Raw genomic sequence first — 25,630 nt, 5'->3', positions numbered from 1 at the left:
CTAAAGTATCCCCAGAATTAGCCTTTACATATCAATGAACTAACAGTATTAAAAAATGTGGGTAGTGAGGGAACATTCATGGTGTTTTGTGATCTTATGAATCGCTTAAAAACAACAGAACTAAACACCATGAATGCGTCTACTATTTTGCACAATATGCTCCGCGCTGTCACCCCTAACTCTATTCATAAAGCCAGATTTAATACTCTAGTCGCTGCCGTTAAATCTCTTTTGCACTGTCAGCAATGCACCTTGACGTCTATCGGCCGCAATTTGGATTCAAAAACAACTGAAAAACATGATATTAAACGTATTGACCGACTACTCAGTAACAATGAGCTTTTGCGTGAATCGATATCGGTTTATGTTCGCTTAACCCGTTTTGTGGTCACTGAAAAGCATCCCGTCATTTTGGTCGATTGGAGCCATGCTGATACACAAACCAAATACTGTATTCTGCGTGCCAGCATTGTCAGTGAAGGTCGCTCTTTAACCCTGTATCAGGAAAGTGCATTCAGCTTTCAATATCATTGCCCAAAAGTGCAAAAACGGTTTTTAAAGATGCTCAAACTGATCTTGCCGAGTGATTGCCGCCCCGTGATTGTGACGGATGCGGGCTTTAAAGTCCCCTGGCTCAAAGCCGTGCGGAACAATGGCTGGCATTATATTAGTCGGGTTCGTGGTACGGCACATTTGAAAACGCAGGACAGCGATGAGTTTATTCCATGCCAGTCACTATTCAAGAACAATCAGCGTAAGAGCCAGTATCTTGGCGCGACCGAGCTGACCAAAAGTGCAAAATATCAAACTCATGCAGTGTTGGTTGGCAAGGGACATAAGTTATTAAAAAGAGATAAAAAACGCGGTTATAAGGAGCCTTGGCTACTCGTTTCTTCTCTTCCAAAAAGACACCACTTTCTCGAAAAGGTGCTCAAGCTATATGGAATGAGAATGCAGATAGAGGCAGGGTTTCGAGACCAAAAAAGTGTTAGGTTCGGCTTAGGCTCAGATCTGCACAGAACGAACAAACTCTATCGATTAGACATACTTTTACTGCTCGCAACATTGGCTCATTGGTTCTCAATGATGCTGGGTGCTGTGATAGACAAAGCAGGAAAGACAGGGGCTTTTCAAGCTAACTCAAGCAAAAACAGGCGAGTAGTGTCATGGGCATTTGTTGGGTTGCGATACTTCAAAAAACAGTCCATTAAGCTGCGGCGGCGAGATTACTTGGAAGGGCTAGCCTATTTCGTACAGGTGGTAGTGCAACTCGATTGGAAAAATATGGATGTGAGTGATGTGATTGAAATTTAATAATTATTTTTGGGGATCCCTTAGGCGGGTAATGGTTTTGTATGATCAACAACATAATCAGCACCTAGTTTTTTAACCCATGCTTGTGAGCTTTCGCGCGATGCAGTGGCAATCACCGTTGCGCCAGTAATCGCTTTAGCAATTTGAATAAAAATAGAGCCAACGCCGCCTGCGGCACCTGTTACTAAAATAACTTCGTCTGATTTTGTTGTTGCATCAGCAGCTTGTTTTACAATGTTTAAATGCTCAAATAATAATTCGTACGCTGTTATTGCGGTAAGGGGTAATGCAGCAGCTTCAGCATCGTTTAAGCTCTGCGGTTTAAATCCTACAATGCGCTCATCCACTAATTGAAATTCTGCATTACTACCTGGGCGAGTAATATCACCAGCGTAATAAACCGCATCACCGAGTTTAAATGCCGTTACAGCATCGCCGATTGCAACAACTTCACCAACGGCATCCCAACCAATAACTTTTACTTCACCCTCAGCAGGGGGCATAGATGCACGCACTTTGTAATCTACTGGGTTAACTGCAATAGCTTTAACTTTTATAAGTAAATCGCGACCTGTTGCAACTGGCTGTGGTAATTCAACATCAATTAACGATTCAGGGTTAGTAATAGGAAGAGATTTTTTATAACCAATGGCTTTCATAATAAATGTCCTAGTTTGTTTACATATAAGGTGCAAGCCATGCTTTGGCGAGCTGATAGATATATAATAGACCTTGCTTTAACATAGATAAACCGCATAATCGTTGAATCATTATCAAATATAAATAGATAACATGAACATAGAAGATTTAAAACTTATTTTAAAAGTCGCTGAGTTTAGAAGTATTACGCTCGCAGCTGCTAAGTTAGATATGCGTACAGCCACAGCAAGCGCTGCTATTAAACGTGTTGAGTCAGCCCTTGGTAGTGAACTATTTGTTCGTACAACACGTCATTTGAGGCTATCGGCTGCTGGGGAGCGCTACATACCACAATGTGAGCAGGCTTTGGCAGTACTTGAGCTTGCAAAGCAAAACCTTAAAGGTGAGCACGACGAAATAGAAGGCGAATTGCGTGTTGCCCTTTCATCTGACTTAGGGCGTAACTTAGTGATCCCATGGATTGATGAACTTATGGACACTTATCCAAAGCTAAGTTTAAGAACGCATATAAGTGATAGTAATATCGACTTTTACCGTGACTCAGTTGATATAGCGCTTCGTTATGGCTCGCCTAATGATGCTAGCGTTTATGGTTTCAAAATTTGTAACGTACCGCGCTTGTTATGTGCAACTGACGAATACCTCTTACGAAATGGGGCTCCCGTGCATCCTGATGATTTAGCGTCGCATCAAGGTTTGTTTTATCAGTTGCAGGATATTACAAATAATACGTGGGAATTCACCGATGGTGAGTCAAAATATAAAGTTAAAATGAATGGCAGGCGCGCCTCAAACGATGGCGATTTAGTAAGGCGCTGGTGCGTTGCGGGTAAAGGCTTGGCTGTAAAATCAGCCCTTGATATAGCCGATGATTTACTCAATGACAGGGTGGTTACTGTAATGCAAGATTATCAACATGTTAATGGTGAACTTTGGCTTATTTGCCCAAGTAGGCAGTCAATAACCCCAGCGGTGCGTTTACTACGTGATGCATGCAGAGCAAAATCCCAAGCTATTTTGCAGCAGTTGGTAAAGAAAGGAATTATTGATAAAAGCGTACTGAGCTAATTAGTCTACTTAATAATGCCACCGGCTTAGAGCAGGTGGCATTATTTTTTATTCGCTAACTTAGCTTTTTATTAAAAAACTCAACGGTACGTTGCCATGCAAGCTCGGCATTGTCATTATCATAGCGACCTGTCGAGTCGTTATGAAAACCATGATTTGCCCCTTTATACATATGCATAGTGTATTCAACATTATTGGCTTTTAAGTCTTGTTCGTACTGTGGCCACGACGCGTTTACACGTTTATCTAGCTCGCCCAATTGAATCATTAATGGTGCTTTAATATTTTTACGTAAACTTTCGCTGGCTGGAGTACCGTAAAAAGGCACTCCGGCGCTGATTAAATTGCTATCTACTGCCGCTAAATAATTAACAATGTAGCCGCCAAAACAAAAACCGACAGCGCCTAACTTACCGTTACTGTTAGCATGCGATTTTAAAAAGTGTGCTGCGGCTACAAAATCGTTTTGAATTTTAGCTCTGTCCATAGTTTTTTGCATAGCGCGTCCTTCATCATCATTACCAGGGTAGCCACCCAGTGGAAATAGCGCATCGGGTGCAAATGCAATAAAGCCTATCTTCGCTAAGCGTCTTGCTACATCCTTTACGTATGGGTTTAATCCACGGTTTTCGTGGACCACAAGCACAACTGGAAGCTTACCTTCTACATTTTTAGGGGTTGCTAAGTAACCTTTGCCTTTACCGTGCCCGTCTGGCGAATCAAATTCTTCGTATGTTGCTTTAATATCATCGTCATTAAACGATACTTGTTCAGCAAGTGCATAGTTAGGTAATAATGCTGATGTAAGTACAGCCATCGAAAAGCCAAGTGCAGCAAGGCCACCGAGTTTTTTCATAAAAGTACGTCGGTCCATTAAACCGTGGGCGTATTCGTCATACCAATCAAAGGCTTCTTGAGGAATGTGATCAGAGGGAGATGTATTCATGGCTGTTCCTTAACTTTATTATGTCTATTTATTATTTAAATACCATAACGTATTAGGGATAAAAAACGAGCAATATTTCTATCAATTATTAGGACTGTTAATTAATCCTGCGTGTTAAAAAATAAGTAATAGAAGTAACGTTAGCAAATAGGTGAATATCATTTTTAAGCTAAAAATAAAAAGCTCGGCATAATATGCCGAGCTTTTTTGGTTGGGATGTTACTTAATTTAGCTGTGAGTAGGCGCTGGTTGGGCATCTACTAGTGGTGGCTTGCCACGCATTTTACGTACTAATCGTTTAGCATCTTCTAGTGCAACATACTGGCACGGTATAAGTATCAGTGTAATTACTGTGGCAAATAACACACCAAAAGCAAGTGATACAGCCATTGGGATAACAATTTTAGCTTGTAGACTCGTTTCAAAAATAATTGGCATTACACCAATAAAGGTAGTGATTGAGGTCAGTAATATCGCTCTAAAGCGACGAGCACCGGCTTGCATTACAGCATCCTTAATCGCAACACCTTCGGCGCGTGCTTTGTTTACAAAATCAACCATAACGAGGGAGTCATTTACGACCACACCCGCTACCGCAATAATGCCAAACATAGATAAGCTGCTCATAGTCATACCTAAAATCATATGGCCAAACATCGCGCCCACTACACCAAACGGAATAACCGACATTATAATAAGTGGCTGCGAGTAAGAGCGAAGCGGAATCGCTAACAAGGCAAATATAATCATCATTGATATACCAAAGTCGCGAAGCTGCTCTGAAGCGCTATCCATCTCTTCTTGAATGCGCCCTGCTACATCACTTGTAACGCCAGGGTAGCTTTTAAGTAATGTTGGTAAGTATTCATCACGAATTTCCTCAGCAATCGCAAATGGTTCGGCTTTGTCGGTATTTACCGCAGCCCATACGTTTACAGTACGTTTAGAGTTTTCGCGGCGAATACGGTTTACACCGTCAACCAGCTTAACTTCGGCTATTTCGCTAAGTGGTACTTCAGCGCCAGTAGGCGTAATTATACGCACACTAGCTATGTCGCTAATTGAGTTGCGTTCGTCTTCTGGATAGCGGATCATGACTTTAATTTCTTCGCCTTCACGCAATATTCGCTGCGCTTCTAAGCCGTAGTAACTAAAGCTAACTTGCGACGCTACATCAGCAAGCGTTAAACCCATGCTGTAAGCGAGTGGTTTTAAATCAAGTTGCACTTCGTCGGTAGCGCTTTGCATTGAATCGTTTACGTCGCCAACGCCTTCCATTGTTTGTAATTTGGCTTTTAATTTACCTGCCACTTCTTTTAGCTCGTTAGCATTTTTGCCTTCAAGTTTAAAGCTAACGTCGCCATCATCTCGACCGCCATTCATTATACTGTCTTGAATGGTCATGGTTTTAATGCCGGGTAGAGCGGGCATTTGCTCACGCCATAATGCACTTAGGGCAAAGGTGTCGATAGGGCGTAAATCAGGCTCTACCAAAATGGCCATAATATTTGCTTGCGTTCGTCCGCGCAGACTTACCGATAAATCGCGGATCATCGGTTTACCGTATTGCTCTTGTAGTTGCTGATCGACCTTTAACAACACGCTTTCTATTTTACGTGCAGTTTCAAGCGTTGCTTGCTCAGATGAAGCAAGGTTCATTTCTATATCAATACGTGGAAAGTCGTGCGGTATTTTAGGGTTTGGTACAAACTTAACTAAACCACCTGCAAACATACCTGCGCTTACAATAAGCAAACACATAAAGCCAACAATTACTGTATAGCGATAGTGAATACAGCGGCTAACAAAAGGAAGGTAGTAGTTATTCACAAAGCCTTTTAAGCTGCTATCAATCACCATACGTAAGCGGTGTAATAGGTTTTTAGGATTTGGTTTACGTGGGTTCATTGCTGCAATATGCGCAGGTAAAATAAGTTTTGATTCAATGAGTGAAAAAATCAAACATAAAATAATAACGCCACCAATGGCCTTAGAAAAAGCAGCGCCAGGGCCGGTTGCGAGTGTTTGAGGTAAAAATGCCGCAATAGTCGTTAGTACACCAAAGGTTGCTGGCATCGCAACGCGTTTTACACCGCGTACAACGTTATCAAGTGTGTGACCGTATTTTTCTATTTCGGCACTGGCTGACTCGCCCACAACTATGGCGTCATCAACAACAATCCCGAGTACAAGTATAAAGGCAAAAAGAGAGGCTAGGTTAATTGTTACATCTAAAAAGCCAATAGGCATAAACAAAAAGGCGCCCAGAAAAGACACCGGTAAACCCATCATTACCCAAAATGCTAAGCGTAGCGGTAAAAATAGTGCCAGCACTAACATTACTAACAAGCCACCCCAAATCATGTTATCGACCATCATATCGAGTCGGCCTTCAAGGTAGTAAGTTAAATCAACAATAGGAGAGAGCTTAATACCAGCTGGTAAAAGTGGCTCTTTAGTTGCCATGTAGCTTTTAAGTACTTTTGCTACATCGGTAATGTCTTGATCTTTTGATGCGTTTACTTCAAACGAGAGTGAGTTTTTACCATTGTATTTTGAATATTGAAGACCTTCTTCAAAGCCATCATTAATAGTTGCAACATCGCCTAAATAAATTTGTGCGCCATCAACAAGGGTAATAAGTGGCAGTTTTTCAAACTCAAAACCACGGTAGGCTTGTTTTTCAACACGCATCGAAATATAACCATTTTCAGAGCGTATTTGCCCCGCCGACATATTTGCCGAAAAGTTTTGCACCGCGCCTGCAATATCTCTAAATGTTAAGCCATATTCGCGCAGTTTATCGGGGCTGACTTCTATACCAATTTCGTATTCNCCGCCGTTAAAATTAACAAGGTTAACGCGAGGCAGTGCTTGTAGCTCGTCTTTTATATCGTTACCAAGCTCTTTTAACTGGTAGTTACTCATGTCGCCGTAAAGCGCGAGTATCATTACTTCTTGCTCAAACTTATCGCGGCGCACAACAGGGCGCTCCATTCCCGCTGGAAAGGTGTTTATTGAATCAACTTGTACTTTAATTTCATCAAGTACTTCTTGTGGATTGTATTGTTCTTCTATTTCAATCCACGCTTGTGAAAAACCACGGTTAGAGTAAGTAATTAGGCGTTTAATGCCTTCAATACCTTCGAGGTTTTCTTCAACTTTTATGGTTATTCCTTCTTCAACCTCTTGCGGGGCAGCACCTGGGTAAACTGCTTGTACGCTTATCCAGTTGCTTTCAAACTGTGGGAACATTTGTTTGCGAATGGTCATCGCCATTAAAATACCGCCCACTAATATAAATATCATTAGTAGGTTGGCTGCAACGGGATTTCGGGCAAACCATGCTATTAACCCTGCTTCACGAGTGTTCATGGTTATTCCTCTTTCAGTGCAAGTTGAGTTACATCAGTTTTATCAGGCGCAATATCTTCAACTTTTACTGCCATACCTTCAGTTGGGTATTCAAGCGCTGAGGTAACAATTTGCTCGCCATTTTTTAACCCTTGGCTGGCTATAATCATGCCGTTTTGTTCGCGTATAATATTGAGGGTTTTAAACGACAATGTTAAATCGTCATTTAAAATGACAATTTTATTATCTTTTACTAAGTGGTGCGCAACAATAATTGCGTTATCAAGCGGGCGACCTTCAATGGTAGCGTTAATGTATGAACCAAAACGAAGTGGGCGTGTTTTGTCACCATAAGGTGTTGCAAGTTGTGCAACCAAGTAGCTCATACGGCTTGTTTGATCAACCACACCTTCGGTGCGAATTACTTTGGCTTGCCACATTGTTTGTTTACCTGCGTATTCTGCGTTAAATGTAACATTTGAGCCTACGCCGCCATTTTTTAAATATTGCAGTTCTTGATCGGCAACCGGTAAACGTACCTCTGCAACTGAGGTTGCGCTTAGTGCGCCAAAACTGTTACCTGGGTTTACTACTGAACCCAAGCTAATTGTGCGCTCATTAATAATGGCATCATAAGGGGCTTTAATATAAGTACGCTCAAGATTGCGGCTAGCACGTTTAACACTTGCTTGAGCAGAGCGGTAACGCGCTAATTTTTCTGCCAGCTGTGGTTTTCGTAAATAAAGTTCTGATGCAATAGCATCGCTTGAGTCTGACTTAATGCGCTCCCACTCAGCTTTTGCTACATGTGCTTGCGCGCGTTCTATTTCAAGTGCTGAGCTTGCTTGTGCTAAACCCGCTTGCGCTTCAATAAAGTCTGCTTCGTAATCATTTGCATCAATTCGTGCTAAAATATCGCCTTGCTTTACAAACGCGCCTTCAACAAATTGATCTGATACCGAAATAACTTGCCCGCTAACTTGTGCTATTAGCTCGGTACGATACTTTGGTTTAACAATGCCGTACGATTTAACATCGAGCGTTATAGAATCTAAAAGTACGCTTTGTGTTGCTACTAAAGGACGTAAATCTTGCTCTGGCTTTTCTTCGGGTGGTTTTTTCATTGCCATAAAGGCGAAAGCTAAAGCAATACCGCCTGCTAAAACAGCGATTGGGAGTATTATTTGTTTTGTAGTAGCCACAAGGCATTCCTTCATAATTGGTGGTGACAGATTAATAATACGCAATAAAGTGTTTACAAGCTGTTTTAAGATGTAACAAAGCATTACATGTGTGTGTTACAACTTACTATGCGACTAATTAAGTTCCTAAAAAGAAATTAAAGTAAGTGTTTTTTATACCGAGGAAATTATGAAAACCGAATCGATGAATTGCAGGCTAGGCTGCGGCGCATGTTGTATTGCGCCAAGTATTAGTTCGCCTATTCCAGGTATGCCAAATGGTAAAAAAGCCGGAGAGCGTTGTATTCAGCTGGACGAGCGTAATTTATGTAAGTTATTTGGTGATGAAAGTCGACCAAAAGTATGTAGTGATTTTAGTGCCACGCTTGATGTGTGCGGGTCAACAAATGCGCAAGCTCTAGCGCTTATTACAGAGCTCGAAGAGCTAACTTAATCCTCATTTTAATACACATCTATTTACAATATATTATTAATAAAAATCTTCACAAGGTTATTAAAAGCAGTCGTTAATATATTTTATGGCGAAATATTAGACATATTTAATTTTGTTGCTAATATAGGAAATTGTAAGATACTTTTTATAAATCTCATTTATAGGTGATTTCGTTCAATCTTAATTTTTAAAAGGAAAGAAAAATGAAAAATTTACTTACAGCATTTACATTAGGTGTGACTTTATTAGGTTGTTCAAACTTACCCATTAAAACCGATATTAAAGAAGACCACTTTAGACTCGAAAACTTTAAAAGAGAGCAGGGAGTAGATCTAGAATATGTCCACTTGATGTGCTTTAACAAAAAACCTACACAATGGGCTGAACCAAAGCAGTATATCAGTGGTGAGCATGATTTATGGGTAAAGGCGAGTGTTTCAAACCCTGATGTTTTAAATAGTCAAAAAGAAGCTTTTGTTAATTTTAACGTTAATTTAGATTCTAATAAAAGCTACATGCTAAATAGAAAAAGGGAAGGGGATAAAATATCAATCTGGATACAAGAAGTTGAAACCGGTACGGTTGTTTCGCAGGTTCTTACAGATGAGCTTAGTCGCCCTTTACAAATTGATAATGAGCTAAGAAAAAGACAATGTCGTTCTGGTTCAATATAAGCTGAAATATAAGCTGAGTAATCAAAGCTCTTAATATTTAGTATGCCGTTTATTCCTTGCTAAATATTTATTCAAAGACCTGTTTTAAATAAACAGGTCTTTGAATGTGATAGCTCAATTCTACCAACTATACGTTGCGCTTAACGTATATTGCTCACCTCGCCCTGGTGTACCTGGTATTTCTTCAAACGACTCATCCCATAAGTTATCTGCCGCTAAGGTGATAAATAAATTACTCAACTGTGGCGGGGTTATTTTAAGCGTTAGTTGGGTAAATAACGCGTTGTCACTGCCGTTTCTAAGTGCATTTTTGTGTTGTGTACGCCATTCGTTATCTATTCTAAATTCTAAAATATCAGTTGGGTTGTACACAGCGCCAATTGTTAAACGGTGATCAGGAAAGTTTAACGCGTAAAAGCTGGCATCAATATCGGCTGCGCCGTAGTTTTCTGATTTATGTAAATACGTGTAGCTTGCTATAAGTTTTGCTGTATCAAAGTGCTTAGTCGCTAAAAATTCAACCCCAGCTGTATCAATATCAACCGGGTTTGCAAAGCGCGCTGATGTTGAATCAAAATTAAAGGTCCAATCGGTTAAGTTATTATCTTTTCGATAAAAAATAGCCGAATTTAACTGCCAGCTTTGTTCTTCAAGCAATAACCCTAGCTCTAAGTTTGAAGTGGTTTCGCGCTCAAGATTGTAATTACTTCTAAATAATCCCCCAGAATCGCTGCCGCCAANGTGTAGCCTGCAACTTGGCTCGCCTGCGCGTATGATAAATAAATAGTTTGCGCTGTGCCGTCACTATTTTGGGTGTTTAAGGTTATATCACCAATAGCTGATACTTCAGCGTCATCACGATTTGTATCGTCGTAGGCTGCGCCTAAACGAAAGGTAAGTTGTTGGTTTTTTTGCGCTATTGTGTATTCAGGCAATATACTCAGCTTATAATACTTTCGTGAAGTAAAGTTGTTTTCAAGTGTTGTTGATTCTATCGAGTCATCAATAAATTGTGCAGAGTAATTTATTGCCAGTGCATCGCTTTGTTCATGACGACCTGAAAGTCCAAGCGATTTAACTTCGCTTTTATGAAAAGCTTCAAATGCACTTGGATTTTCGCGCGAGTAAATATAGTGATCGTCATGGGTACGATAATAAGCAGATACTTCAAAGTGACTGTTATCAGCGTAGCTTTGCTTGTGGTTAAGCATCCAAAGGCGGGTTTCTAAATCTTCAGTTTCGTTAACGCCAAAAGGAGTGTACAAGTTAGGCCAGCCAAAAAACTTATCTTGTGAGCCAAAAAACAAATCTGTTTGGCTGTGCTCGCTTGCTAATTGCACACGAGCTGAGGCGCGCGAAAAGTCATGATCGCCATTATCAATGGTGCCATCACTTTGCGAGTGAGAATACTCACCTTCAAAGCCCAGAGTGTAGTTAGTTAAGCTATCAATTTGTGTGTTTTTAGCAGCGTGAATACTTTGCAGATTAAAGTCGTTTGTGCCAGTACCAAGCGATACACTACCGCCAGTTATAATTGGTTTCCAACCAAACGAAACCGTACCAACAGAGCTGTTCATACCATAAAGTGCGTTATCAGCACCGGTTAACACATCTGGACCGCTTAGCATTTGCGGTGCAATGGGTATTTCAGCAAAATAATGCCCAGATTGCGGGTCAAGTAGAGTAGCGCTTCCTACTCTAAAGCCGGTGTTTTCAAAAATCCCACCACGAATAGTTACATCAGCTTGCGCCTCAGCCATATTACGCGATTGAAGATCAACACGTGGGTCGTACTCTAAATTAGAAATAGGCGAGTCGAATGTACCTACAGGCAGTTTATTCGCAGTAGGTGAAGCTTCAACGGTTATCTGTTCGATTGTTGACTCATCAGATAGCGTATTAGCAGTAGCAAATGCAGTCACGCTGCATAATATTGCAGGTATTATAAGGTGTGGTGTGCGATTCATGTGTTTCTCGTCATTTTTTATTTGTAGCTGCGGTTACAATTAAATTCAAAGCTTATATTTGAGCATGATAAAATAACTAAATGTAACAGCAGTCATTTTGTGCGCGATTGTACATTAATTTGTTAATAACTGCATTTGATAACCATTTACGTAATACCGACTTTATTAAAAACATGGTCATTCTATCGTATTAAATAGCGCACTCACTGCGTTAAAAATTATTTATATAGAACAACTATATGTCATAATTTTCGCCTTGTTATTGCGCTATTTTCTTGGCGCTTTAATAGAACACTATTTTAATGCAATCGGTATAATTACTTATTAGGTAACATTTATAATGGATACTAAAGAATATAATACTATTTACTTTGCTGGTGGCTGCCTGTGGGGTGTACAAGAATTTTTAAAGCACTTACCTGGTGTAATAAGTACTGAAGCAGGGCGGGCTAATGGAAAAAATGATAATACACAAGGCGATTACGATGGTTATGCCGAATGCGTAAAGGTCATTTTTGATCCAAAAGCGGTTAGCTTGAACGAGCTATTTGGCTTCTTTTTTGAAATTATTGACCCGTATAGCATTAATAAACAAGGGAATGACGTAGGCCCCAAATACCGAACTGCCATTTATAGCAAAAGCCAAGATCATTTAAAGGTCGCTAGCAATTATATAAGCCAGCGAAGTGATGCTGATAAAATTGTGGTAGAGGTAGAGCTGTTAACTAACTATGTGCCAAGCGATCCTGAGCATCAAGACCGTTTAACTAACCATCCTGATGATTACTGCCATATACCGCTTGAGTTATTGCATAAGTATAAATCGTAAATTTGACGCGGTGTTTTTTGTAGACGTGCAGTTTGCTGACGTGACGAGCGCAGCTCGTAATTTAAGATGGAATATAGCGCTATAAAGTAATTAGAAGCTATCGCTTCTCGCGCAAGCAAGCTTAGCGCCTACAGGTAAAGTTTAATCCGGTATTTTGTAGACGTGACGAGCGTAGCTCGTAATTACTTAAGTCTGTAAGCCCCAAAAACAATCACCCACAAAAAAGCTCACGTACTGTGAGCTCTTTTAAAACTTACTTATAGCTAATTTTAACTTATTGCTGCTTTTGCGGCGGGAAGTTACTTAAAATTTCGCTCACTGTTTTATTAATTGATGCTTCACGTTGTTCTGGCGATTGGTTTTTCTTTAATCGACCTTCTTTCGCGCCGCGCCATACTAGTTGGTTTGATTCACGGTCTACAATATCAATAATCAGTGTGCCCACTTCGTATTCACGCGCGGTTGTATCACGTTGAAAACCAGTACCCCAATAACCCCAATGCGGGCGGTAGTTTACATTAAATGTATCTACTTCAAGCTCTTTATCAACCGATGCATGATAGTTAACAAGTACATCAGCATCTGCTGCATCAACTAAGCTCATACCTAGTGTTTGGCTCAGCTCAGCTTTAACGGCAGTGCGAACACGTTTTTCCATTAGGCCATTAATTTGGTAGTTATTTGTGTCTTTAGTTAGGCTGGCGTTTTCTACCCAAGCAAATGTTTTAAAATTACTAAAGTTGGCTGATTTATCGTAATCCCAATCAGGGGTTTGTGTACAGGCTGTAAGAAGTGCTAGCGCTGCAACAATAAGTATATTTTTCATTACGTTTGCTCCAATAAAATGCATTAATTCAAAATAACACACATAGTTTAAATGTGTATTATTTAAACGTCCTAAATATTAGTCTAATAGTCGAGCCTTAACGGCCAATTAATTGTGTTCAACTTCAATCCAATCTTTTTCATCTACCCAGTTTTGTGCACCGTCTTTTACCGAGCGAATAGGCACAATGTAGTCACAACTTATTTGCGGCTTAACTGAGGCAAATATAGGCACAAAACCAAAGCTTAGTGCGGTTTCTATAATCGCTTTTTGATTTTGTGGGTCAATGTCGGCCGCTTCATCTATATAAATTGGTATACGGTATAGGTTTTGTTCCTGATCGCTTAATAAGTAACGAATAAACAACATGCCACATAATAACTTAATCGTAATACGTGTGCCGTTTGAACCCGCCGAATCTATTTTTTCAAAGTGTTCGGTTTCACCTGCGCGGTTAACTACTTCAAATCGAATATCAAATAAATCGGTAAGTGTTAAGCCCGCTTTATCTGAGGCGAGTTTAATTAAGTGATCTTTTGCTTCGTTTACCGCACTTTCGCTGTAAGGTTCTTGGCTAAGTAAATCAAGCGTGTCGCCTTGCTCAAACTGATGCGACGTGCTGATAATGGTATCTATACTATCAACCAGCATTTTGCGCGGTATGACGTTAATTTTAAACGCTTGCAGGTTTGAAATACGGTGCTGGCTTATGCCTTTATTAAAGCTATTCATTTCGCGGCGAAGTCGGTCTAAATCTTCTCGCAAGCCTTTTATAGTTGCGGCCACTTCGGTAAGCGCAACGCGTGCTTGGCGCTCAACAGCATCGCGTTCGTTATCAATATTATGAAAGGCGCTTATTAGCTTTTGGTATTTAGTGTATTCGTCATTTTCGTTGTCGAATTTAGTAATACCCGCGTTATATACATGCAAATAGGTATTACGCACGTTTATGTCAAAATTACGCAGTTCTTGGCAGTCTTTATTAAAATGATGAACAAGGTCGCTTAAGTTATCAAAGTCGACCGTAATATCAATCATGTATGGAGTTACTTTACCGCTGTATAAATCAAGCGTGTGATCAATTCGCTCGCTCTTAACTTGGCGTAATCGCTCAGTTTGGCGATTAATTTGCTCTTGTTTCGATTTAATTAACGAGCGACGATCGGCAATTGAGCCGCTATTTTTTTGAATATCTTGCAAGTAGTCGTCAACTTGTTCGCGCTCAGCTAATAACTGCTCTTTTAGCATGGCTTGCGCTTCAACCGATTGCTGCATTACCTCAAACTGCTCTAAGCGTTTTAGCGCGCCCTCTGCGCTCATAAGCTCATCGTATAACGCGTCTTTTTCTTTTTGCTTGTCGGCAACGTTTGCAGCAACATCGCGCTGTTGCTTAAACTCTTTAAGTGAATGCTCAAGTGCATTTAACTGAGCGGTTAATTGCTCTTTGTTTTCGCCGCTTTGCATTTGCACAGGCGAGAGCTTTTTAAGCTTAATGCTCGCACCTGGTAGCGTTAAGACGCCGCCTTTAACGTTTTCACTTAATAGCGATAAAAATTCCCCAAACGCGTCTTCGTCATCAATGGTTATATCGCCATTAGTGGTGGTTGCAAACGAGAGAATATCTGGGTTCAAAATCCGCGATATTTCTTCTACTTCTTTTAACGAGAGGTCTTCGCGCATGCGGGTAAACAAATTAAATTCAAGATTTTTAAGTTGCAGCTTTAGGCTCTTAATTTGTTTTTGTGTTTCGCTGATGCGGTAGTCAAGCGTGTGCAGGCTTTGCCCTTGTGCGCTAGTTATAGAGTGCGAAAGCGACTCGTAATCTTGCTTTAACTGAGTCAGGCTGGTTTTAAGCGTGGCTTTATTTACCAGTTCAAATTCACTTTTAAGCGCATCGTAATCTAAAAACCACTGCTCAATTTGTGTTTGTCTGCGCTCTATATCGCGCGATTGCTGTACGTATAGGCTTTGCTTTTGCTCAAACTCGTGTTTTTCGTGCTCTATATCTTCAAGGGCTATGGCAAGCTCAGAGAGTTGCGACTCTTGATAGGTATCAAAATCAATCAGTGCTTGGTCAATTTTAGGCGCGTATGCGGCTAATTTACCTTTAAGCACGGTTTGGTTTTCAAGCATTGATTCAAGCGCTGCTATTGGCTCTTGCATTGACTCAAGGGCTTTTAATTCGCGTTTTGAGCGATTTACTTTATCAAACGAGCGACGCCATACTTCATAAAAGTCGACTTTAGAGTTCGACATATGGCGTTCAAACACGCGTAACATAAAGCGTTTTACGTCGCTTGCGCCTAATTTGTGTAAGTTAAGAATACGTCTAAATATTTCTTTATAAATAGAGGAGTCTTGGACATTATTAAGCGGGATCATTTTTAGGTTAATGTCGCCGTCAAAAGGCGTTGCGCCGCCAGTAAGTAGCGCGTTTAACTCTTGTGCTTTAAGCTCAATAGGGTTGTAGTTAAGCGATTTTAAATGGTTGAACAGCTTGGTAAATTTAATAATAGTTTTACCTTGCGTGTACTGCTCTAAATCAAGCTTTCCTTGGTAACAAAAGTACTGATGCGCGTAACCGGCAATTTTACCAAGGCCTGCCACGCCTATTACTACCGAGCCATGAGGCAAGTTAGCTTCTAGTAAAATGTACGACTGATCGGATGAAAAATAAAACTTACGGGTTTCATCTAAATCGTGTCCGTCCCATTCTGTTAAGCGTAAATCGTTAATAAGCGGAAACTGCAGGGCGTTAATAACCGAGCTTTTACCGGTGTTATTGGGCGCGCAAATAGAGCTGCTTTTATCAAGCGGGATCACACATTTTGCATAGCCTGCGGTGTTAAGTAGGGCGAGTTTGCTTAGTCCGTATAGATTTTTCATTCCTCGTCCTCTGTAATGTAGGTTTCTTCGTTTACTTCCATGAGTGCATCTATGTAGCGGTGAATTGGTGCTTGTAGCATAAAGCCGCCTTCTACTTCACGGGCTAAACCTAAGCGCACCATGCGCAGGTAAACGTCTTTACGCAAATCCGATCCCGAAAATATCTCAAGCTGATCAAACAAATGTTTGTTAATTTGCACCAGCGTTTGCATAAGCTCTAAATCGTTTACGTCGTCAAACAATGCGCGCATTGGATCTTTACCCGTATTGGCGTAGTGCTCAATTAAAATGTAAATGGTGAGTGCGATAGCGCGAGATATTTTGCCCATATTGGGTGTGCTTTCGTCGCTACCAAAATAATAAAAGCCACGGCTATCGTGTTTTAAATCGTTACCTAAAGCGGTAAATAGGGCGGTGTAGTCTTCTATGTGTTGGTCAAGCTCTTGCCACATTACGTTGTCTTGCTCGCAAATGTGATAACCCGCTACTAATTTTTTATTAATGGCTTGTAGATGAGTTAGCTCGTCTAAGTTTATGTGTGTCATGGTTTATTTACCTGCCTTTGGATCTGGCTGAGGCTCTGAATTAAATGGATATAAAGAAAAGTGCTGACCGGCAATTTTTACGCGGGCTTTTTCATCGCTTTGAATTATTTTAATATCGCTGTCGCTGACCAATTTTTGATACAAAAATAGCATTTCGTCGGCATCGAGATCTGGATAGCTTTCGTCTAAAAATTGCAGCAAGGGCTGCGGCTTTTTGCGTTTTTTATTAAAGCGCTTAGCAAAGCTGGTTTTAACATCGTTGTAGTCAGGAATATTAGGCGTAACAAATGCAGGCACGTCTTGCTGGTCAGGCAATTGGTATTCTTCGTGTTCAAATTCAACCAAGCTTGCCATATAAGCCACAATATGGCGTTGCTGACCAAGCGAATATCGCTGCGCGTCGCTTACAAAATGTGGTTGCACAGCACTTAGCATATTGTCTACGCCATTTTTACGTACAAGCCCAAGTACTTTGGCTGCTTGGCGAGTAATTAAGTTATTACGGCGAAGCTCCTCGCGCAGTGGCATAAGCATATCGGCACTTTTACGTAAGCTTTCTCGGCCCATTAAATGCATTTCGAGTATACGGGTACGTAATTGCTCCAGCATACGTTTATCGTTATACGCTTTACCTGAGCGCTCAATGTGCAGTATTTGCTTACTTATTTGCTCTTCAATGAGGGTAAAACACGCATGAAACTCACCACGAATATCAACCATTTCAAGCATTGGCTCTATGTATTCGTCAAAGGCTTCTATTACCGCTTTGTAACGCTTTTGCAGCGATTGCACTGCATTATTTGATTTGGCTTGTTCAACAATATTTAAAATAGCGTTTTCGTTGTGCGTATAGAGCTTCATTATTTTACGCACCCGATCATCCATAATGCGGCTGTAGCGGCGCAAATCGTCAAAGTCTTCTATTTCGCCAGCGTTATCTAGGCGGTTACCTAAACGTGCAAGGTCGTCGACTAATACGCTAATTTCTTGCGCTAAACCTAAATGCTCTTCTTGCAGTAAAAAAGTAGCAAAATCAGCAATAGCACGATTTATTTCAAGCTGAGAGGATTTAGCCAGTGGAATTAAAATATCTTGGTTTAACAAACGATTTGTTTCTTTATAAATGCGTTCGTTTGACCACGTAGGCTGCTTTTGCTTAATCGCGTTTTGTACGTCTTTTAGGCTAAAGTCAGCCATTTTAAAACGTTTAAATAATAGCTCTAATACACCCCAATGTTCGGTTATGGTGTTTAGCAGCTTTTTAGCTGGGATCATAAGGGGTTACAACATCCTAGTATTTTATTATTGAGTTCTTTTAGAAGACTCATTATTACGTATTTTTAATTAACCTTGTCTGTATATAGTATTCGTTTTTAAGACCATTTAATAATAGTTTTTGCATAGAGGCAGTGCTAAAATTCGCGCCGAAAATAGGCACATGAAATGGAATGTTATTTGTGTGTTCTTTAAAACTATATCAAAGGTTGTTTAACTACCATGGTTTCCTCGATTATTCTAACCCTGATAGCGATTGCATTTTTACTGATCGTTATAGAAGATATAATCCATGTCAATAAAGCTAAAACCACGCTGTTTTTTGGTACGCTTTGCTGGATTCTTCTTTTTATATACCCCCTACACGGGCAAAGCCCCGATACGATTCAACATCTTTTAAATGAAAATATTTTAGAAATTGCCTCGCTATGGCTATTTTTAATGGCTGCAATGACCTTTGTCGCGTATTTAAATTCAAAGGGGTTTATAGAAAATATTGTGCACCGTGTTATGCCAAAAAGTATTAGCGAAAAAAAGCTCATGTTTTTGGTGGGTGGTTTTGCGTTTTTGTTTTCGTCGATTTCAGATAACGTAACAGCGACGCTTATATCGCTTGCGGTTGTTATGTCGTTAAAGCTTGAACCTAAAAAACTCATTAAATACGCCACGCTTATTGTGTTTGGAGTGAACTCAGGTGGGGTATCGCTAATAACAGGTGACGTAACCACACTAATGATATTTTTAGATGGCAAAGTAACCATTGCTCATTTATTACTACTTATAGCGCCAGCACTTGCAAGCGTTATGCTGCTTGCTGCGTTACTGTCTATAGGTATGAAAGGGCGTGTTGAGTTTGCTAGTGCAGGTAAAACCCGCATTGAAAAAACCGACATAACCATTGCTGTTATATTTTTATCTACCGTAGTGAGCACACTTACGTTGAGTGTAATTTACAGCGTACCGCCTTTATTAACCTTTTTGTTTGGCTTATCAGTGATGTTTTTAGTGGCGCAATTTTTAATGCGCAAAAAAGACATAAACAAAGACATAATCGATTTTGTTCGCGATATAGAATACGACACATTATTGTTTTTTGTAGGTGTACTTTTACTTGTAGGCGCACTTAAAGAAATTGGTATGTTGAGTAAATTTACCGACCTATACACGGTAATGGCACCAGAATACGCAAACTACTTAATGGGCATATTATCAGCTGGGGTCGATAACGTACCGCTTACCGCTGCATTATTAAAAGCCAATATAGTAATGAGCCAACAACATTGGTTGTCGTTTACGTATGCAACGGGTGTGGGCGGTTCAATGCTTATTATTGGTTCGGCTGCGGGCATTATTGCCATGAGTAAAGTTAAAGCGCTTACCTTTATGAGCTACTTGCGTTTATCGCTGCATTTATTAATTTGTTACACGGTTGGATATGCGGGCTCGTATTACATGGGCAGTTTTATTTAACTCATAAATTATTAAATGCTTGACAGCTAGACGTCTAAACGATAACTTTCAAAGCCCCGCTACTTAGTGGGGTTTTGTTTTATTAGCCACTGGTTAATAAAGCATTCAGAAGAGGTGCGATACTTAGGTACTTAATGTTAGGCGACGAAAGCCGATGATCATTAAGGAGGGAAGTACTCGCCGAGGAAAATAATGGTACGTCGTCATTGTTTTTCGGTTTATGGGGCTGAATCCTCAAAACTGTCACCAATATAGGTGGAGAGCTTCTGGCAGTGGACTTATCTTCAAGCATTCCTTTGCCAAGTTCTTCTTGTTTTATTGCGGTTTGGATACCGCGAAAGGAGACTAAATGACTACCCAATCAGTGCCACAAACAGTATCAGGCGCAAAATCAGATTACATCGTTGCCAAATTTGGTGGAACAAGTGTTGCAAATTTTGAAGCGATGAGTCGCTGTAGCGAAATTATTGTTGCAGATAAAAGCGTACGTATTGTTGCCGTGAGCGCCAGTGCCGGCGTAACTAATCACTTAGTTGCACTGTGTAAATCAAGCATTACTCCTAGTGAGCGCCAAGAACATATAAATGGCGTGCTTGCTATTCAACAAACTATTTTAGATGAATTATCGCTAGATGCCGATTTAGCGGTTGGCTTTAACGAAACCCTAAAAGCATTTCAAACATTGGCTCAAGAGCCACTAACAACCGATCAGCAACACGACGAGCTACTTAGCTTTGGTGAGCGTTTATCGTCGTATTTGTTTGCTCAGGTACTGCGTTTACAAGGTTTAAATGCCGATCGCTTTGATGTGCGCAAGGTGCTTAAAACCGACAGCCAATTTGGTAAAGCAACGCCCAATGTTGCAGCCACAGCGCAAGCTGCTAAAGAACATTTAATTCCGTTATTAGACGCTCAAGTAATTGTAACTCAGGGATTTATTGGTAGTGACGAATACGGTCACACCACAACGCTAGGACGTGGTGGTTCTGACTATAGCGCTGCATTACTAGCTGAAGCGATTAACGCTAAAAGTGTGCATATTTGGACCGACGTAGTGGGCATTTTTAGCACAGACCCGCGTTTGTGCGCAAAAGCGACGCCTATTGCACGCTTAAGTTTTGACGAAGCCGCTGAAATGGCAACCTTTGGCGCAAAAGTATTACACCCAGCAACTATTTTACCAGCGAGCCGTAGCCACATTAACGTGTTTGTAGGTTCTAGCCGCGAGCCAGAGCGTGGCGGTACGTGGATTGAGCGCGAAAAATCGCAGCAACCAGGTATACGCGCAGTAACGCAACGTAAAAACCAAATATTGCTTACGCTTAAAAGCCCAGAAATGCTACTAGCAAGCGGCTTTTTAGCACGCGTATTTACACTATTAAGTGAATACAATATATCGGTAGATTTGGTAACCACATCAGAAATCAGTGTAGCTATAACGCTTGATAACGCGCAAAACGCCTCGCGCCCAGAGCTTGATCAAAAATGCCTAGATAAGCTTGCAGAATTTTGCCATGTTTCGGTAGAAAACAACCTAACATTGGTGGCACTTATTGGCTCTGAGATTCAATTACGCCAACACGAAATGAACTTAATGAGTGTACTAAAAGACTTTAATATTCGATTAATTTGTCACGGTGCAAGTAAGCACAACTTGTGCTTTTTAGTAGAGCAAACTGAGTCAGATAACGTAGTACAGTCTATTCATAGCCGTTTATTAGAAAATAATTTTGCTGCGTAAATAACGGTTATTCAGGAAAATTACCTAGTAAAATCACTTAACAAAATTGATTAATAAAGTCATTTAATAAAAAGCATCGCCAGTCGGTGCTTTTTTTATGCACCACACTTACATCAAAACAAACATTGCTGTCACAGCTATCAACTACAGTAACGCGATTACTGCAAGCACTCAGCTTTGCACTATTTAATTCGTCAAACACATTAGGGCTAAGTAATTTTGCAATAGGGCGGCTGGTGGCTTTAGCAATTGACTCTTTTAATGTCCAAATTCTAAAAAATGTATCTGCTTGGGCTTGGGTATTAGTGGGCTTGGTGATAAGTGTAATTTCATCATTATGATAAAAATGCTTAGCAAGCTTTTCAAACGGGCGCTTTAGGCTTACTTTTTCAATATCAAAACCAAACTCACTTTTATCAAAATTTAGCGCGGCCCCAACCAAACCATGTGAGTGCGAAATACAGGTATTAATAACATCACCACTTACATGTACTTGCAGCTTTGAGCTTGCTTCGTCAAATTCGGTACTCATTTTATTAAGGGCTACGTGCGCATGTTGCGGCTGCGCTACTTTAATAAGGTGTTTTAACAATAACCGCGTTGCTAAATACTCTTGCTTAGCTTGTGGGCTTTTACGGCGGTTTATAATAGTTAATTCAAATGGGCTTAAGCAATCGGGCAAATTAAAGTCACTAAGCTCAAGTGTTTTAGCATTAAATAATAAAATACTGTTACTCGCAAAAGACAAATTTGCCAATTGAGTTGAAGTAATACTCAAGGCGTTTTTAAAATAGTGTTCAGTCATAAAAGCCCTAAAGCAAAAGAAGTCGCTGATATTGTGAGCGGTTAGCGCCACTAATAAAGGCTGGGTACAATTTTATTACTCAGCTGGCATGAAATATGGTTTAATTCACAATAATCAAAATAATAACAGATTTGTAGATGTATGGCACAAGTGCGTGATGGGTTTCAAAGCCGACTTGGTTTTGTTTTAGCCGCTGCTGGCGCAGCAGTGGGTTTGGGTAATATTTGGGGTTTTCCTACGCAAGCGGCCAACCATGGCGGCGGTGCTTTTTTACTGGTTTATTTTATTGTTATATTTTTACTTGCGCTACCTGCGCTGTATACCGAACTTTATTTAGGTCACAAAGCACAAGCTAACCCGGTAAAAGCATTGGGCGATGCATGGCAAAACACTAGCCGTAAAGTAGGTGCAGCAGCCGGTTACATAGGCCTTGCGGGCGCAGTTGTTATGCTAAGTTTTTATTCAATAGTGGCAGGGTGGATGCTCTCGTACGCTATTGAACCCATAACAACCTTTTTAGGTTTCACAGGCGCAAGCGAATTTTTACATAGCGACTCAGTGCTGCGTAATTTTGTATTTACGCCGCTTATGCTTATTTTAACTGCCAGTATTATTTTAAAAGGGGTTAAATCGGGAATCGAAACTTGGTCGCGCCGTTTAATGCCACTGTTACTTGTGCTGCTAGTTGGTTTAATTGCCTACATTGCAACACTTGATGGCGCAAGCGAAGGCTTTGCCGCGTATTTAATTCCTGATTTTAGCCAAATACTTGACCCTAACTTAATTATTGCCGCAATGGGGCAAGCGTTCTTTTCGCTCTCGTTAGGTGTGGGCTGTATGATGATTTACGGCTCGTATTTACAGCCAGATGCTAATTTACCAAAGCTCACAGCCGGTGTTGCACTACTTGATACTGGCGTTGCTTTTTTAGCTGGGTTACTTATTATTCCTGCTATTTATGTGGCGCAGCACAACGGTGTTGAAGTATTTAGTGGCGGTAAACTGATTGGCGAAGGGCAACTTATTTTTGCTATTTTACCTGAGCTATTTAGCACCATGGGCGAAATTGGCTTATTAGTTGGTTTATTGTTTTTTGTATTAATGTCTATCGCATCGGTTACGTCAACTATATCGACCACTGAAATTCCGGTAGCGTTTTTAGTCGAAAATCACAACGTTAGCCGCACCAAAGCAACATGGGCAGTGAGCGCCGTTGTACTTGTGTGTGCAAGCGCAATTATACTAAATTTTGATTGGTTATTTGGCTTAGTTATTATGCTATTTACTCAATATCAATTGCCGCTTATGGGCTTGTTTTACTTTATTACAGTAGGGTGGATGTGGCAGCGTGGTAATAAATTACATCAAGCAACAACCGGCGTACATTACTGGTTTGCTCAGTATATTCGTTTTGTTTGCCCAATATTAATGACCTTGGTATTTGCAAACGTTGCCTTTGGTTAATTTTATCTGAGCCTAAAAATAGATTAATAAAGCGAAGTGAGTTTAAAACGCACTTCGCTTTTTTTGTGCCTGTTATTTAGGTATAGCCAAGAACTTTATAAAACCTCATTAGTTAGAGGCCTACCTTCACTTACTTCAAGCGCGTTAAATACGGTTGTGTTTGCTATTTCGGTGAGTGCTTCTTGTGTAAAAAAGCCCTGATGCCCCGTTACTAATACATTTTTAAAGCTCACTAAGCGCGAAAATATATCGTCTTGGTTTATTTCGTCGCTGTGGTTTTTAAAAAAAAGCTCCGATTCTTGCTCGTAAACGTCGAGTCCCAGGTAACCTAGCTTTTTAGTTTTAAGCGCGCTAATACACGCGTTACTATCAAGCAATGCACCGCGAGAAGTGTTAATGAGCATAACGCCGGTTTTCATTTTACTAAATGCCTCATCATTTATTAAATGATGAGTTTGTTCCGTTAATGGGCAATGCAAAGAAATCACATCGCTTTGGCTAAGCAAGGTGTCTATATCGGTAATTGTATAATTGCCAGGTTGCGCGTATGGGTCGCACACTAATACTTTAGCGCCAAAGCCGTTTAAAATGTTGCACAGCGCAAGGCCAATTTTACCGCAACCTACAATACCCACGGTTTTATAGTGCAAGTTAAAGCCTAGTAATCCGTTTAAATCAAAGTTGTCTTCGCGTACGCGGTTATACGCTTTATGGGTTTTACGGCTAAGCGTTAGCATAAGTGCAATACAATGCTCGGCTACTGCTTCTGGGCTGTAAGCTGGGACGCGTAATACCTTTAAGTTATGTGCTTTTGCTGCAGGTAAATCAACATTATTAAACCCCGCACAACGCAGCAAAATAGTATTTATGCCTTGGCTTGCCAGTTGTTCAATAACCGTGGCGTTTACGGTGTCGTTAACAAATACGCATATGGCATCAAACCCGTTTGCTAAAATAGCCGTTTGTTCGCTCAGGGATTGCTCAAAATACGTTATTTTTATATCACGATGATCGCGTGTACTTTGTTCAAAAAAAGGCAGTTCGTACTTTTGAGTACTAAAAAAAGCAACATTCATGGTAATAGCCTCGACGCTTAATAAGTATCAATACAATAAACTACTTTATAAACCTATGCTTTAGTAACACGCATTTTATTGATTTAAATTAAGCCTTAGCTGGCGTAAACAAAGATATTTTTGATGCTACCTTTTTACCACCTCTTGCAGCGCTTAACTTTGCGGCTTGCAGTAAGTTACTTTCTATTACTTGTTTAAGTGTTTCGGGCTTAGTACGCGGTGCATAGCGAGCAACAAGTTGCCCTTGTGAATTAATTAAAAACTTAGTGAAATTCCATTTAATTGCGCGGTTTTGCGAAATACCCCGCGTATGCGACTTTAAATAATTAAACAACGGATGTGTTTCTGGCCCGTTTACCATTACCTTACCAAATACCTCAAACGAGATATTAAATTGATCTTGGTAAAAGTCTTTAATGGCTAAATTATCAAGCGGCTCATTTTGGCCAAACTGGTTACACGGAAACGCTAGTACAGTAAAACCATTGCTTTTGTATTGCTGGTAGAGCTTTTCGAGTGCGTTTAATTGCACCGAAAAATTACACTTACTCGCTGTATTAACAATAAGGACGGTTTTGCCCTGTAACTGGCTAAGAGGAAAATTTTCGCTGTTATAAAGTGGTGCATTAAATTGATAAATACTGTCCATAGGTTACCTACTTACCTTTCCCGTTAAGGAAATTTTATAAAGACTTTCATTCGCTTTTTTATCGACCGGTTGACATAATCGAGGTCTAGTTTCTAAGTTATCAGTTAAATAGGTCATTTTTATGTCAATGAAAGTCGCATTTATAGGTTTAGGCGTAATGGGTTACCCAATGGCGGGGCATTTAGCAAAAGCAGGGCACAGCGTATGGGTTTATAACCGCACTCAAGCTAAAGCTCAAACGTGGACTGCAGAACATTCAGGAAGCTTTGCATCAACCCCGCGCGAAGCTGCCAGCAATGCCGATATTGTATTTATGTGTGTTGGGAATGATGACGATTTACGCTCAGTAGTGTATGGCGACGACGGCGTGTTAGCGGGCATGTTACCGCACACTGTTTTGGTTGATCACACCACAACTTCTGCCGAAGTAGCACGTGAAGTGGCTG

The 25,630-nt window shown here is 40.4% G+C and carries 19 protein-coding genes, 2 pseudogenes and 1 riboswitch; of the genes and pseudogenes, 9 read left to right on the top strand and 12 right to left on the bottom strand.

What is annotated here, in order from left to right:
• Positions 1-96: 96 nt before the first annotated feature.
• Positions 97-1,314: an IS4 family transposase gene (locus L655_RS0118480; RefSeq protein ID WP_125825536.1), complete on the top strand. Its 1,218-nt coding sequence runs from the start codon at positions 97-99 to the stop codon at positions 1,312-1,314.
• Between the two features lie 23 nt (positions 1,315-1,337).
• On the opposite strand, the pseudogene L655_RS0118475 reads toward L655_RS0118480, so the two are convergent.
• Positions 1,338-1,973: pseudogene (locus L655_RS0118475) on the bottom strand (zinc-binding alcohol dehydrogenase family protein); the annotation flags it as partial.
• Between the two features lie 133 nt (positions 1,974-2,106).
• Between L655_RS0118475 and L655_RS0118470 the strand changes: the two are divergent.
• Positions 2,107-3,042 (top strand): LysR family transcriptional regulator, encoded by a 936-nt coding sequence (locus L655_RS0118470; RefSeq protein WP_024605899.1) that lies wholly within the window; start codon positions 2,107-2,109, stop codon positions 3,040-3,042.
• Positions 3,043-3,097: 55 nt separating this feature from the next.
• On the opposite strand, the gene L655_RS0118465 is transcribed toward L655_RS0118470, so the two are convergent.
• From L655_RS0118465 to L655_RS0118455, 3 genes are all read right to left on the bottom strand, one after another.
• Positions 3,098-3,988: a dienelactone hydrolase family protein gene (locus tag L655_RS0118465; RefSeq protein ID WP_024605898.1), complete on the bottom strand. Its 891-nt coding sequence runs from the start codon at positions 3,986-3,988 to the stop codon at positions 3,098-3,100.
• A gap of 228 nt (positions 3,989-4,216) precedes the next feature.
• Complete coding sequence (locus L655_RS0118460; RefSeq protein ID WP_024605897.1) at positions 4,217-7,363, bottom strand: efflux RND transporter permease subunit; 3,147 nt, start codon at positions 7,361-7,363, stop codon at positions 4,217-4,219.
• 2 nt (positions 7,364-7,365) lie between these two features.
• Positions 7,366-8,544 (bottom strand): efflux RND transporter periplasmic adaptor subunit, encoded by a 1,179-nt coding sequence (locus L655_RS0118455; protein ID WP_024605896.1) that lies wholly within the window; start codon positions 8,542-8,544, stop codon positions 7,366-7,368.
• Between the two features lie 169 nt (positions 8,545-8,713).
• Between L655_RS0118455 and L655_RS0118450 the strand changes: the two genes are divergently transcribed.
• Positions 8,714-8,977 (top strand): YkgJ family cysteine cluster protein, encoded by a 264-nt coding sequence (locus L655_RS0118450; protein ID WP_007375812.1) that lies wholly within the window; start codon positions 8,714-8,716, stop codon positions 8,975-8,977.
• 203 nt (positions 8,978-9,180) lie between these two features.
• The gene (locus tag L655_RS0118445) at positions 9,181-9,651 is read left to right on the top strand and encodes a hypothetical protein (RefSeq protein WP_024605895.1); all 471 of its coding nucleotides are present in this window, start codon (positions 9,181-9,183) and stop codon (positions 9,649-9,651) included.
• Positions 9,652-9,771: 120 nt separating this feature from the next.
• Here the strand turns inward: L655_RS0118445 and L655_RS01000000125885 are convergent.
• Positions 9,772-11,618: pseudogene (locus L655_RS01000000125885) on the bottom strand (TonB-dependent receptor).
• Between the two features lie 340 nt (positions 11,619-11,958).
• Between L655_RS01000000125885 and L655_RS0118435 the strand changes: the two are divergent.
• Positions 11,959-12,447 (top strand): peptide-methionine (S)-S-oxide reductase, encoded by a 489-nt coding sequence (locus L655_RS0118435; protein WP_024605894.1) that lies wholly within the window; start codon positions 11,959-11,961, stop codon positions 12,445-12,447.
• Positions 12,448-12,721: 274 nt separating this feature from the next.
• On the opposite strand, the gene L655_RS0118430 is transcribed toward L655_RS0118435, so the two are convergent.
• From L655_RS0118430 to L655_RS0118415, 4 genes are all read right to left on the bottom strand, one after another.
• The gene (locus L655_RS0118430; protein ID WP_024605893.1) at positions 12,722-13,273 is read right to left on the bottom strand and encodes a DUF4136 domain-containing protein; all 552 of its coding nucleotides are present in this window, start codon (positions 13,271-13,273) and stop codon (positions 12,722-12,724) included.
• 108 nt (positions 13,274-13,381) lie between these two features.
• Entirely contained in the window at positions 13,382-16,159 is a 2,778-nt protein-coding gene (locus L655_RS0118425; RefSeq protein WP_024605892.1) for a hypothetical protein, read from the bottom strand.
• Positions 16,156-16,704: a hypothetical protein gene (locus tag L655_RS0118420; protein ID WP_024605891.1), complete on the bottom strand. Its 549-nt coding sequence runs from the start codon at positions 16,702-16,704 to the stop codon at positions 16,156-16,158. Before L655_RS0118420 ends, L655_RS0118425 begins: the two co-directional genes overlap by 4 nt.
• Positions 16,705-16,707: 3 nt before the next feature.
• A complete protein-coding gene (locus L655_RS0118415) occupies positions 16,708-17,979 on the bottom strand; it encodes a hypothetical protein (RefSeq protein WP_024605890.1) in 1,272 nt (423 codons plus the stop codon).
• A gap of 222 nt (positions 17,980-18,201) precedes the next feature.
• Between L655_RS0118415 and nhaD the strand changes: the two genes are divergently transcribed.
• Entirely contained in the window at positions 18,202-19,449 is a 1,248-nt protein-coding gene (nhaD, locus tag L655_RS0118410; RefSeq protein ID WP_024595197.1) for a sodium:proton antiporter NhaD, read from the top strand.
• 101 nt (positions 19,450-19,550) lie between these two features.
• Positions 19,551-19,723: riboswitch (Lysine riboswitch) on the top strand.
• Positions 19,724-19,798: 75 nt separating this feature from the next.
• Positions 19,799-21,190 (top strand): lysine-sensitive aspartokinase 3, encoded by a 1,392-nt coding sequence (lysC, locus tag L655_RS0118405; RefSeq protein ID WP_024605889.1) that lies wholly within the window; start codon positions 19,799-19,801, stop codon positions 21,188-21,190.
• A 37-nt stretch (positions 21,191-21,227) separates the two neighbouring features.
• Here the strand turns inward: lysC and L655_RS0118400 are convergent, their stop codons facing one another.
• Complete coding sequence (locus L655_RS0118400; protein ID WP_024605888.1) at positions 21,228-21,995, bottom strand: 4'-phosphopantetheinyl transferase superfamily protein; 768 nt, start codon at positions 21,993-21,995, stop codon at positions 21,228-21,230.
• Positions 21,996-22,136: 141 nt separating this feature from the next.
• Here L655_RS0118400 and L655_RS0118395 point away from each other — a divergent pair, with 141 nt between their 5' ends.
• The gene (locus tag L655_RS0118395; RefSeq protein WP_007375800.1) at positions 22,137-23,459 is read left to right on the top strand and encodes a sodium-dependent transporter; all 1,323 of its coding nucleotides are present in this window, start codon (positions 22,137-22,139) and stop codon (positions 23,457-23,459) included.
• Between the two features lie 95 nt (positions 23,460-23,554).
• Here the strand turns inward: L655_RS0118395 and L655_RS0118390 are convergent, their stop codons facing one another.
• Together L655_RS0118390 and L655_RS0118385 are read right to left on the bottom strand one after the other, a co-directional pair.
• Positions 23,555-24,535: a 2-hydroxyacid dehydrogenase gene (locus tag L655_RS0118390; protein WP_024605887.1), complete on the bottom strand. Its 981-nt coding sequence runs from the start codon at positions 24,533-24,535 to the stop codon at positions 23,555-23,557.
• An 88-nt stretch (positions 24,536-24,623) separates the two neighbouring features.
• On the bottom strand, positions 24,624-25,184 hold the full coding sequence (locus L655_RS0118385; protein ID WP_024605886.1) for a glutathione peroxidase: 561 nt from the start codon (positions 25,182-25,184) through the stop codon (positions 24,624-24,626).
• Positions 25,185-25,305: 121 nt separating this feature from the next.
• Between L655_RS0118385 and L655_RS0118380 the strand changes: the two genes are divergently transcribed.
• Positions 25,306-25,630: NAD(P)-binding domain-containing protein (locus L655_RS0118380; RefSeq protein ID WP_024605885.1), on the top strand; the 325-nt coding region annotated here is incomplete at its 3' end.

The organism is Pseudoalteromonas sp. TAE79 (assembly GCF_000498015.1).
In the GTDB taxonomy this organism is placed as follows: Bacteria; Pseudomonadota; Gammaproteobacteria; order Enterobacterales; family Alteromonadaceae; genus Pseudoalteromonas.
The sequence above is the reverse complement of the archived record's forward strand: the minus strand, read 5'-3'. Positions and strand labels throughout refer to the sequence as shown.

Excerpts from the sequence above, each read along its gene's own strand:
- L655_RS0118480 (WP_125825536.1), top strand. The coding sequence starts at position 97 with ATGAATCGCTTAAAAACAACAGAACTAAACACCATGAATGCGTCTACT.
- L655_RS0118470 (WP_024605899.1), top strand. The coding sequence starts at position 2,107 with ATGAACATAGAAGATTTAAAACTTATTTTAAAAGTCGCTGAGTTTAGA.
- L655_RS0118465 (WP_024605898.1), bottom strand. The coding sequence starts at position 3,988 with ATGAATACATCTCCCTCTGATCACATTCCTCAAGAAGCCTTTGATTGG.
- L655_RS0118450 (WP_007375812.1), top strand. The coding sequence starts at position 8,714 with ATGAAAACCGAATCGATGAATTGCAGGCTAGGCTGCGGCGCATGTTGT.
- L655_RS0118445 (WP_024605895.1), top strand. The coding sequence starts at position 9,181 with ATGAAAAATTTACTTACAGCATTTACATTAGGTGTGACTTTATTAGGT.
- L655_RS0118435 (WP_024605894.1), top strand. The coding sequence starts at position 11,959 with ATGGATACTAAAGAATATAATACTATTTACTTTGCTGGTGGCTGCCTG.
- L655_RS0118430 (WP_024605893.1), bottom strand. The coding sequence starts at position 13,273 with ATGAAAAATATACTTATTGTTGCAGCGCTAGCACTTCTTACAGCCTGT.
- L655_RS0118425 (WP_024605892.1), bottom strand. The coding sequence starts at position 16,159 with ATGAAAAATCTATACGGACTAAGCAAACTCGCCCTACTTAACACCGCA.
- L655_RS0118420 (WP_024605891.1), bottom strand. The coding sequence starts at position 16,704 with ATGACACACATAAACTTAGACGAGCTAACTCATCTACAAGCCATTAAT.
- L655_RS0118415 (WP_024605890.1), bottom strand. The coding sequence starts at position 17,979 with ATGATCCCAGCTAAAAAGCTGCTAAACACCATAACCGAACATTGGGGT.
- nhaD (WP_024595197.1), top strand. The coding sequence starts at position 18,202 with ATGGTTTCCTCGATTATTCTAACCCTGATAGCGATTGCATTTTTACTG.
- lysC (WP_024605889.1), top strand. The coding sequence starts at position 19,799 with ATGACTACCCAATCAGTGCCACAAACAGTATCAGGCGCAAAATCAGAT.
- L655_RS0118400 (WP_024605888.1), bottom strand. The coding sequence starts at position 21,995 with ATGACTGAACACTATTTTAAAAACGCCTTGAGTATTACTTCAACTCAA.
- L655_RS0118395 (WP_007375800.1), top strand. The coding sequence starts at position 22,137 with ATGGCACAAGTGCGTGATGGGTTTCAAAGCCGACTTGGTTTTGTTTTA.
- L655_RS0118390 (WP_024605887.1), bottom strand. The coding sequence starts at position 24,535 with ATGAATGTTGCTTTTTTTAGTACTCAAAAGTACGAACTGCCTTTTTTT.
- L655_RS0118385 (WP_024605886.1), bottom strand. The coding sequence starts at position 25,184 with ATGGACAGTATTTATCAATTTAATGCACCACTTTATAACAGCGAAAAT.